Below are 9282 nucleotides of genomic sequence, written 5' to 3'. Positions count from 1 at the left end.
GCCCGGCGGATGCGCGAACGCCGGGCCGTTGCGGAAGACGATCGGGGCGCTACGGCCGACGGTCGGGCGGACGACCGGGCCGGCGCCGGCGGCCGCCCCGGGGCCGGCACCCAGGACACGGACCCGGTGTCGGTCCGATGAACGGGGCCGGGCGGGCGGCCGGGGTCAGGAGGCCCCTGCCGCCCGCCCGCTACTCGTCCTCCCCGCCGCCCGTCCCCTGCCCCGCGCCCTTGTCGTGCCACTTCGGGTCGGTGTCCCACTCCAGATTCCGCTCCCGGGCGGTCTCCATGGCGTGCGAGGCCTCCTCCCGGGTGGCGTACGGGCCGAAGCGGTCGGCGGCGCGGCACTCGGGCCCCTCTTCGACCGTCTGGTGGTTGAGGCAGTAGAACCACTCGCCCGGCTTGCCGACCGTACGCCTCTTGAACAGCGCCATTGCCGCCTCCTGTGGATGTTTGTGCCACCATCCTGCCCGACGGCCCGCGGATACACTCGCTGACATGTCTGGCCAGTCGCTCCTTGTTCCGGGGAAGATCTCCCCCACCCGCCCCGTCCCCGCCTCGATCCCGCGCCCCGAGTACGTCGGGAAGGATGCGCCCACCCCTTACACGGGGCCCGAGGTGCAGGACGCCGAAACGATCGAGAAGATGCGGATCGCCGGCCGGATCGCCGCGCAGGCGATGGCGGAGGCCGCCAAGCTCATCGCGCCGGGCGTGACCACCGATGAACTGGACCGGGTCGCCCACGAGTTCATGTGCGACCACGGCGCCTACCCGTCCACCCTCGGCTACCGCGGCTTCCCCAAGTCCCTGTGCTCCTCGCTCAACGAGGTCATCTGCCACGGCATCCCGGACTCGACCGTCCTCAAGGACGGCGACATCGTGAACCTGGACGTCACCGCGTACATCAACGGTGTGCACGGCGACAACAACGCCACCTACCTGTGCGGCGACGTGGACGAGGAGTCCACGCTGCTGGTCGAGCGCACCCGTGAGGCGCTCAACCGCGCGATCAAGGCCGTCAAGCCGGGCCGGCAGATCAACATCATCGGCCGGGTCATCGAGTCCTACGCCAAGCGCTTCGGGTACGGAGTCGTGCGGGACTTCACCGGTCACGGCATCAACTCCTCCTTCCACTCCGGCCTGATCGTTCCGCACTACGACAGCCCGCATCACACCACCGACATCAAGCCCGGCATGACCTTCACGATCGAGCCGATGCTGACGCTGGGGTCCTACGACTACGACATGTGGGACGACGGCTGGACGGTGGTGACCAAGGACCGCAAGCGGACCGCGCAGTTCGAGCACACGCTGGTGGTGACGGACACCGGGGCCGAGATCCTCACGCTGCCCTGACGGGAGCGGGGACACTCTTTACCGACAAGGTGTCGGGAACGGGCGTAGGCTGGGTAGCGACAGGACGTCGGGAACGGGTGGCGTCGGCTGAGCCTCGGCAGTGGCGAGACTCCGCGCCGGCCCGTTCCCGTCCGCCCCTCGGTCCCCGGAGGCCCGCCTTGGAAGCGTCCAGCCCGCGTCCGTCCGCACCGGCCGTTCCGTCCACCCCGTTCTCGACGGTCATCCGCACCGCGTCCCACGAGCAGCACACCGAGGCCGAGAACTCCTCCTTCATGAGCGATCTCCTCGGCGGCGGGCTCGGCATCCCCGCCTACCGGCGCTACACCGAGCAACTGTGGTTCGTCTACCGGGCCCTGGAGGACGTCTCCGACGCGCTCGCCGCCGACCCGGTCGCGGGCCCCTTCCTCCGGCCGGAGCTGGCCCGCACCCCCGAGCTGGAGCGCGATCTCGCCCATCTCGGCGGGCCCCGCTGGCGCACCGGCCTCGCGCCCCTGCCGGCCACCGCCGCCTACGCGGACCGGGTGGCGGCCTGCGCCCACACCTGGCCGGGCGGTTTCGTCGCCCACCACTACACCCGCTATCTCGGCGATCTCTCCGGTGGCCAGATCATCCGCGGCACCGCCGAGAAGACCTGGGGCTTCGCCCGCAAGGGAGACGGCGTGCGGTTCTACGTCTTCGAGGGCATCCCCAACCCGGCCGCCTTCAAGCGCGAATACCGGGCACTGCTGGACGCGCTGCCGGTCGACGACCTGGAGAAGCAGCGCGTCGTCGACGAGTGCAAGCGCGCGTTCCGCCTGAACAGCGCGGTCTTCCGCGAGCTGGGCGAGCAGTTCCCGCTGAGCGCTTAGCTGTCTCGTCGGACCTCGGCCGGCGGTGTCCGGCCACCCTGCGCCCGTTGCCGCCCGTCCGGCCGTGCGGGCGCTACGGCGTCCCGCGGCGCACCCGCCCCCCGACGGCGATGCTGCCGTCCGGATGGAGACGCGGCAACCAGGCCAGACCGACCAACGGATGCCCGGCGAACGGGAGACGGGTGCACGGGGTGTGGATGTCGACGGTGCCGCGGGCCGCGTCGTCGAGGAAGACGGTTTCGCTGAAGCCGAGTTCGGCCGCGAGCGCGGCGCGACCCGCGGCATCGGGGACGGCCGCCCCGTCGCGGACGACGCCCAGCGGATTGCCCCCGCCCCCGTCCGGACCGCAGAACACCCGGAGCACATCAAGATCGATCATCCGGCCATTGAACCGCGGGCCGGGACGGGGCCGCTCCGGGCGGTCCGATTCCGCCACAACCGCCCCGTCACCGCCCCGCAACCGCCTCCCCGGTGGCGCGGATTCCGCCCCGGCGGACCGGAATGCGCCCGTACCACGCCCGTCATGGCCGGCCGGCAGGACCGGCCCTTACCTTGACCGGCGCATGACTATCCCGTGACCCGGCACATGTCAATCCGTAATCAGGCCGTTGTTCATGAGAGCGGGATCACGGGAATCGGTGGGCAGGAATAGGTAAGCCTCACGTAAGTTAGGGCTGCCTTAGTGGCGACCTCAGTGACCCTCTATCGTTCCCGTACGTCGAACCCGTACATCCGAGCCCGCTTGGAGCCCCGTATGCGAGCCCTTCGCACCTCCGCCGTTGCCGCCATAGCCGCGGCCACGGCCGTCACCGCCGTCGCCGGCTGCGCCGCGAAGAACGACGGCAAAGGCGGTGGCGGAAAGGGAACGGTCGAGGTGACCGCCACGGACAGCAGCTGTGAGCTCTCCGCCAAGGAGTTCCCCGCCGGACATGTCCGCTTCGCCGTGCAGAACAAGGGCTCCAAGGTCACCGAGGTGTACCTCTACGCCCCCGGCGACCGGATCGTCACCGAGCGGGAGAACATCGGGCCCGGCACGAGCGCGGAGATCACCGCCGAGGTCAAGGCCGGCTCGTACGAGATCGCCTGCAAGCCCGGCATGAAGGGCAAAGGCATCCGCCAGAAGGTGACCGTCAGCGGTAAGAGCGCGAGCGCCAAGCGCGACCCCAAGCTGGACGCCGCGGTCTCCGCCTACCGCACGTACGTGCAGGAGCAGGCCGACCAGACCCTGCCGAAGGCGCGGAAGTTCGCCGACGCGGTCAAGGCCGGCGACGTCGAGGCCGCGAAGAAGGCCTACGCCGTCTCGCGGGTCGGCTGGGAGCGCACCGAGCCGGTCGCCGAGTCGTTCGGTGACATCGACCCCAAGGTCGATGTGCGCGCCGACGGTGTGGAGCAGGGCCAGAAGTGGACCGGCTGGCACAAGCTGGAGCAGTCCCTGTGGGAGAAGAAGAAGATCTCCGGGGACGACAAGAAGCTCGCCGACCAGCTCATCACCGACCTCAAGGACTGGCAGGAGCGGGTCGGCAAGGCCGAGATCACCCCGACCAGCATGGCCAACGGCGCCAAGGAGCTGCTCGACGAGGTGGCCACCGGCAAGGTCACCGGTGAGGAAGAGCGCTACAGCCACACCGACCTGGTCGACTTCCAGGGCAACGTGGAGGGCGCCCAGAAGGCGTACGAGCTGCTCAAGCCGGTCGTCGCCAAGAACGAACCGACGCTCGCCAAGGAGCTGGACAAGCAGTTCACGGCGATCGGCAAGCTGCTCGACGACCACCGCGACAGCAAGTCCGCCGACGGATTCGTCTCGTACGACACGATCGACAAGGGCGAGCGCAAGAAGCTCTCCGACGGTGTCAACGCGCTGGCCGAGCCGCTGTCCAAGCTGGCCGCCGCCGTAGCCACCACCAAGTAACCGTCCGCCGCCAGGCCAGGGGGTCACCATGACGCACGACAACGGCACGACGACGCACGACGGCACCGCGGCCGGGGACGAGCAGGCCGCGCAGACCGGCAACGGGCGTGCGCCCTCCCGGCGTTCGCTGCTCGGCTGGGGCGGTGCGGGCCTGGCGCTCGGTGCGGTCGCGGCCGGCGGTACGGCGGCGGCGCTGCGCACCGGCGGCGACGCCCAGCCAGCCGGCGCGGACGCGACCGCAGGCTCCGCGGTCGCCTTCCACGGCAAGCACCAGGCCGGGATCGCCACCGCCGTGCAGGACCGGCTGCACTTCGCCTCGTTCGACGTCACCACCGACGACCGCGACGAGCTGATCGCGCTGCTCAAGGAGTGGACGAAGGCGGCGGCGCGGATGACGGCCGGGGACGCGGTCGGTGACGGCGCGGTCGGCGGGCTGGCGGAGGCGCCGCCGGACGACACCGGCGAGGCGCTCGGCCTGCCGCCGTCCCGGCTCACCCTCACCTTCGGCATCGGCCCGACGCTGTTCGAGAAGGACGGCAAGGACCGCTTCGGCATCAAGGCCCGGCGGCCCGAGGCGCTGATCGATCTGCCGCAGTTCCCCGGCGACAACCTCGACAAGTCGCGCAGCGGCGGCGATCTGTGCGTCCAGGCCTGTGCGGACGACCCGCAGGTGGCGGTGCACGCGATCCGCAACCTGGCCCGGATCGGCTTCGGCAAGGTGGCCATCCGCTGGTCCCAGCTGGGCTTCGGCAAGACGTCCTCGACGACGCCGGAGGCGCAGACCCCGCGCAACATGTTCGGCTTCAAGGACGGCACCCACAATCTCGCCGGCACCGACACCGCCGCGCTCGACAAGCACGTCTGGGTCGCGGACGGCGCGGCGAAGGGCAAGGAGAGCTGGATGGCCGGCGGCTCCTACCTCGTCGCCCGCCGCATCCGGATGCACATCGAGACCTGGGACCGCACCTCGCGCAAGGAGCAGGAGGACATCTTCGGCCGGGACAAGGGCGAGGGTGCGCCGGTCGGCAAGAAGAACGAGCGGGACACCCCGCACCTGAAGTCGATGCTGCCGACCGCGCACGTCCGGCTCGCGCACCCGGACTCCAACGGCGGGATACGGATCCTGCGCCGCGGCTACTCCTTCACGGACGGGACGGACGGCCTGGGCCGGCTGGAGGCGGGGCTGTTCTTCCTCGCCTACCAGCACGATGTGCGCCAGGCCTTCGTCCCCCTCCAGAAGCGGCTGGCCGCCAACGACGCGCTCAACGAGTACATCCAGCACGTGGGTTCCGCGGTCTTCGCGGTGCCGCCGGGCGTCCGTCACGCGGACGACTGGTGGGGCCGGGAGCTGTTCGCCTGACACCGCCGGCGCCGGAAACGCACACCGCCGCCCCCATGAACCGCACGAAGGAAGGGAAGGAACCGACGTGTTCGGCAACTACCTGATCGGTCTGCGCGAGGGACTGGAAGCCAGCCTCGTCGTCTGCATTCTCATCGCCTATCTGGTCAAGACCGGCAGGCGGGAGGCGCTGCGCCCGGTCTGGATCGGCATCGCGCTCGCCGTGGTCCTGTCGTTCGCGTTCGGCGCGGCCCTGCAATTCGGGTCCGAGACCCTGACGTTCAAGGCGCAGGAGGCACTCGGCGGCTCGCTGTCGATCATCGCGGTGGGCCTGGTGACGTGGATGGTCTTCTGGATGCGGCGCACCGCGCGGCATCTGAAGAAGGAGCTGCACGGCAAGCTGGACGCGGCGCTGCAGATGGGCACCGTGGCGCTGGTGGTCACCGCGTTCCTGTCGGTGGGGCGGGAGGGTCTGGAGACCGCGCTGTTCATCTGGACCGCCGCCCAGTCCGCCAACGACGGGGTACGGCCGCTGATCGGGGCGCTGCTGGGGCTGCTGACGGCGGTGGCGCTGGGCTGGCTGTTCTACCGCGGGGCGGTGCGGATCAACCTGGCGAAGTTCTTCACCTGGACCGGCGGCATGCTGGTGGTGGTCGCGGCGGGCGTGCTGGCGTACGGCTTCCACGATCTGCAGGAGGCGGACGTCCTGCCGGGGCTGACCTCCCAGGCGTTCGACATCAGCGCACAGATCCCGGCCGACAGCTGGTACGGCACCCTGCTCAAGGGCATCTTCAACTTCCAGCCGGACCCGACCGTTCTTCAGGTCACGGTGTGGGCTCTGTATCTGATCCCCACGCTCGTGTTCTTCTTCGCCCCCGGTAGGGTGTCGCCGAATCGTGCCACCCCGGCGGCCAACCGGTCCGCCCAGGTCGCCCCGAAGGAGCCCGAGCCCCATGACACGCAGGTCGCCGTTCCGGGTGCCCGCAACACTGACGTCGGCAGCGGCGGCGATGGTGATACTCAGCGGGTGCATGACGGTGCACGGCGAGAGGGAGATGCTGCCGGCGGTGTCGAAGGCTGACGGCGCCAAGGCGCTCCAGCACTTCACCGACGGCTTCAACAAGGCCAACCGTCAGCTCGCCCCCCAGCTCAATCCCTCCTTCGAGGGGGGCGCGCTGCTCGCCATCGACCAGGCCGGGATAAAGGCGGCGCACGCCCTCCGGCCGCAGGGCAACCCGGGCTTCACGGCGCTGGCGTTCAAGGACGCGCACTTCACCGTGCCCCAGCAGAAGGGCTGGCCGAAGTACTTCGTCGCGGACGCGGCCAGCAACCGCAAGAACGCCGCCGGCCAGTACACCCGCTGGTTCTTGGTGTTCAGCCGCAACGCCATCGACGAGAAGTGGCGCGCGGTGTATCTGGCGACGTTCCCCGGCAACAAGGCGCCGGAGCTGAAGACGGACCGGAACGGCTACGCGGAGGCGGTGCCGGCCGGTGCGGACTCCGGTCTGACGGTCGACCCCGGCAAGCTGAGCCGCAGCTACGCGGACTACCTCAACACCGGCAAGGGCAGCACCTTCGCCTCCGGCCGGGACACCGACGGCTGGCGGGCCCGGCGGGCGAAGGACGCCAACCGGCCCGGCGTGCGCATCATGTGGGAGGACACCGCCGCGAACTATCCGCCGGTGGCGCTGCGGACGGAGGACGGCGGCGCGCTGGTGTTCTTCTCGACCGTGTACCACCAGCAGAAGACGGTGTTCGCCGGCGCGACGATCACGGTGTCGGGGGCGCTGAAGGGCCTCCTGGAGGGCCCGCCGAAGAAGACCAACCGGATGGCCTTCACCACCGTCTCCGGCCAGACGGTCACGGTGCCGGCCAAGAGCGCCGGCGGGAAGGTCGCGGTACTGAACCGGATCGAGGCGAAGACGTCGGTCCGGCCGCTGTAGCCGCCGTCCGCGGAACTGCTCGATACGGAGCGGAACTGCTCGATACGGAAGGGGCCGTCGGGGTGATCCCGGCGGCCCTTCGGTGTACGGGAGGGAGCGGGCGCCGCGTGCGGACGGCTGGGCGGGTGGGTGCGCTCAGCGGCTGATCGGCCAGGCCGCGGCCTCGTGGTGATGCGGCTCGCGGTCGTTGAACTCGGCGCAGGCGTCGGTGAGCGACTCCAGCAGCGTCAGCGGGTCGGGCAGCGGCAGCTCGGGGCCGCGCAGCCAGGTCACCGCGGGCTGCTCGCCGGGCAGGGTCGAGGGCGGCAGCAGCACATAGCTGCCGCGGCAGTGCCAGCGCATCCCCGGATGCTCGTCCATGGTCTCGGGGTGGCAGTCCAGCTCACACGGCCACCACTCGTCCTCGTCGTCCGGGGTGCCGCGGGTGGCGGTGAAGAAGAGCATCCGGCCGTCGCCGAAGCCACCGCCGCTGAGGGTGATCGGCCCGACGTCGACACCCGCCGCGTCCAGCCGCCCCAGGGCGCTGCGGCCCGCCTCGACGGGTACGTCCAGGACGTCATGGGTGATGCCGGTGGCGGTGACGAAGTTGGCCTGCGGGAGGGTGCGGACCCAGGCGGCGACCTTGTCGCGGTCGGTGGTGGCGACGGTCTGCCAGCCGAAGGAGATGGGGTGACGGCCGGGGGTGGGACAGCCGATGCGCTCACAGGAACAGCCGTAGCCGGAGGGGTGCGCCGCCGGGGCCACCGGGAAGCCCGCGTCGGCCGCCGCCAGCAGCAGGTCCTCGCGGCTGCGCGCAGCCGCTGATCCCGTGTCCGTATCGCCGCCGTCCGATCCGCTCTTCGGCCGGCGCAGCCACTGGGAGAACCTGCTCTTGCGTTCCATCTATCCCCTCACTTCGAGCGGTGGTCTGGGATCAATGCTGCCACCATCCTGCTCCCCGGGTGACCGGTGTGGAGATCCGGGGTGAACGAATGGGAGGCCAATACCGGCAATTCGGGTCATCGGCGACGGGCCGCGGCCGTCGACGCCGTCCGGCCGCGCGCTCAGTCGCGCGGCCGCAGACCACACAGCACCTGGTCGACAAGGGTGTCGACGTACTCGTGGGTCAATTCGCCGGTCCGCATCAGCCAGCGTTGTGAGAAGGGACTCAGCAGCATCTCGACGGCCACCCGTACGTCGATACCGGCGGCCACCTGGCCGGCTTCCTGCGCCGCCCGCAGTCGTTCGACATAGACGCGGGTGCCGGGCTCCAGCAGCCGGCCGACGAAGGCGCGGGAGAGCTCCTCGTCGTTCGCGCCGGCCGCCGCGAGGGCGCGGTACGGGGCCTGGAACACCGGGTCGTTGAACTCGTCGGCGGTCGCCCGCAGCACGAACTTCAGGTCCGCGGCCAGATCGCCGGTGTCCGGCAGGCCCTTGGCGTAGTCCTCGTCGACGCCGGCGGTGAACGCGTCGAGCAGCACGGCGGCCTTGGAGGGCCACCAGCGGTAGATCGTCTGCTTGCCCACCCCGGCCCGGGCGGCGATGCCCTCGATCGTGAGCTTGTCGTAGCCGACCTCGCCGACGAGCGCGAGGGCGGCATCGAAGATCGCGCGACGGGAGCGTTCGCTGCGGCGGGAGGGGTCGGGGGCTGCTTTGTCGGCCATGGCCGACAGTTTAGACAGGGGGAGGCGAGACGTATCGTCTCTGCGAGACGGGGTGTGCTGGGGCGGGGCCGCGTTCGGCGGCGGGATTCGCACGTTGCCGGGTGCGGCGCCCGTGCCGGGTGCGGCGTCGTTCGTTTCGCCTTCGGCGGGGTGATGCGACGTTGTCGGGTGCGGGTCCGTGCCGGTGCGGCGTCGTTGTTTCGCCTTCGGCGGGTGGGGGTGGGCTGTGCCCCGGTGTGTGGGGC

General features: G+C 70.7%; 9 protein-coding genes and 1 pseudogene. 6 read left to right on the top strand and 4 right to left on the bottom strand.

What is annotated here, in order from left to right:
- Nucleotides 1-190: 190 nt before the first annotated feature.
- Nucleotides 191-433, bottom strand: coding sequence for a hypothetical protein (locus EST54_RS31710; RefSeq protein WP_129251150.1), 243 nt, complete (start codon nucleotides 431-433; stop codon nucleotides 191-193).
- Between the two features lie 64 nt (nucleotides 434-497).
- On the opposite strand from EST54_RS31710, the gene map reads away from it, so the two are divergent.
- A complete protein-coding gene (map, locus tag EST54_RS31705) occupies nucleotides 498-1355 on the top strand; it encodes a type I methionyl aminopeptidase (RefSeq protein WP_129251149.1) in 858 nt (285 codons plus the stop codon).
- 158 nt (nucleotides 1356-1513) lie between these two features.
- Nucleotides 1514-2203, top strand: a complete 690-nt coding sequence (locus tag EST54_RS31700; RefSeq protein ID WP_129251148.1) for a biliverdin-producing heme oxygenase — start codon at nucleotides 1514-1516, stop codon at nucleotides 2201-2203.
- Between the two features lie 130 nt (nucleotides 2204-2333).
- Here the strand turns inward: EST54_RS31700 and EST54_RS31695 are convergent.
- A pseudogene (locus EST54_RS31695) lies at nucleotides 2334-2582 on the bottom strand (PhzF family phenazine biosynthesis protein); the annotation flags it as partial.
- A gap of 375 nt (nucleotides 2583-2957) precedes the next feature.
- Between EST54_RS31695 and efeO the strand changes: the two are divergent.
- The 4 genes from efeO to EST54_RS31675 all read left to right on the top strand — a co-directional run bounded on the left by efeO (nucleotide 2958) and on the right by EST54_RS31675 (nucleotide 7394).
- Nucleotides 2958-4112 carry an iron uptake system protein EfeO gene (efeO, locus tag EST54_RS31690; protein ID WP_129251147.1) on the top strand — a complete coding sequence of 385 codons (1155 nt, stop codon included), beginning with the start codon at nucleotides 2958-2960 and terminating at the stop codon, nucleotides 4110-4112.
- A 28-nt stretch (nucleotides 4113-4140) separates the two neighbouring features.
- Nucleotides 4141-5472 carry an iron uptake transporter deferrochelatase/peroxidase subunit gene (gene efeB, locus EST54_RS31685; protein WP_129251146.1) on the top strand — a complete coding sequence of 444 codons (1332 nt, stop codon included), beginning with the start codon at nucleotides 4141-4143 and terminating at the stop codon, nucleotides 5470-5472.
- A gap of 67 nt (nucleotides 5473-5539) precedes the next feature.
- Entirely contained in the window at nucleotides 5540-6532 is a 993-nt protein-coding gene (gene efeU / locus EST54_RS31680; RefSeq protein ID WP_129251145.1) for an iron uptake transporter permease EfeU, read from the top strand.
- Nucleotides 6519-7394 (top strand): hypothetical protein, encoded by an 876-nt coding sequence (locus tag EST54_RS31675; protein ID WP_244942652.1) that lies wholly within the window; start codon nucleotides 6519-6521, stop codon nucleotides 7392-7394. The genes efeU and EST54_RS31675 overlap by 14 nt, the downstream gene beginning before the upstream one ends.
- 135 nt (nucleotides 7395-7529) lie before the next feature.
- On the opposite strand, the gene EST54_RS31670 is transcribed toward EST54_RS31675, so the two are convergent.
- The gene (locus EST54_RS31670) at nucleotides 7530-8276 is read right to left on the bottom strand and encodes a bifunctional DNA primase/polymerase (RefSeq protein WP_129251144.1); all 747 of its coding nucleotides are present in this window, start codon (nucleotides 8274-8276) and stop codon (nucleotides 7530-7532) included.
- Between the two features lie 161 nt (nucleotides 8277-8437).
- Nucleotides 8438-9037 (bottom strand): TetR/AcrR family transcriptional regulator, encoded by a 600-nt coding sequence (locus EST54_RS31665; protein ID WP_129251143.1) that lies wholly within the window; start codon nucleotides 9035-9037, stop codon nucleotides 8438-8440.
- Nucleotides 9038-9282 lie beyond the last annotated feature (245 nt).

Origin of the sequence: Streptomyces sioyaensis, from assembly GCF_004122735.1 — a bacterium.
Taxonomy (GTDB): Bacteria; Actinomycetota; Actinomycetes; order Streptomycetales; family Streptomycetaceae; genus Streptomyces; species Streptomyces sioyaensis.
Note: the sequence above shows the minus strand (reverse complement) of the source record. Positions and strands in the feature narration are given on the sequence as shown.

Bases quoted from the DNA above. Each gene is read 5' to 3' on its own strand.
- EST54_RS31665 (WP_129251143.1), bottom strand. From the start codon at position 9,037: ATGGCCGACAAAGCAGCCCCCGACCCCTCCCGCCGCAGCGAACGCTCC.
- EST54_RS31710 (WP_129251150.1), bottom strand. From the start codon at position 433: ATGGCGCTGTTCAAGAGGCGTACGGTCGGCAAGCCGGGCGAGTGGTTC.
- efeO (WP_129251147.1), top strand. From the start codon at position 2,958: ATGCGAGCCCTTCGCACCTCCGCCGTTGCCGCCATAGCCGCGGCCACG.
- efeB (WP_129251146.1), top strand. From the start codon at position 4,141: ATGACGCACGACAACGGCACGACGACGCACGACGGCACCGCGGCCGGG.
- EST54_RS31670 (WP_129251144.1), bottom strand. From the start codon at position 8,276: ATGGAACGCAAGAGCAGGTTCTCCCAGTGGCTGCGCCGGCCGAAGAGC.
- map (WP_129251149.1), top strand. From the start codon at position 498: ATGTCTGGCCAGTCGCTCCTTGTTCCGGGGAAGATCTCCCCCACCCGC.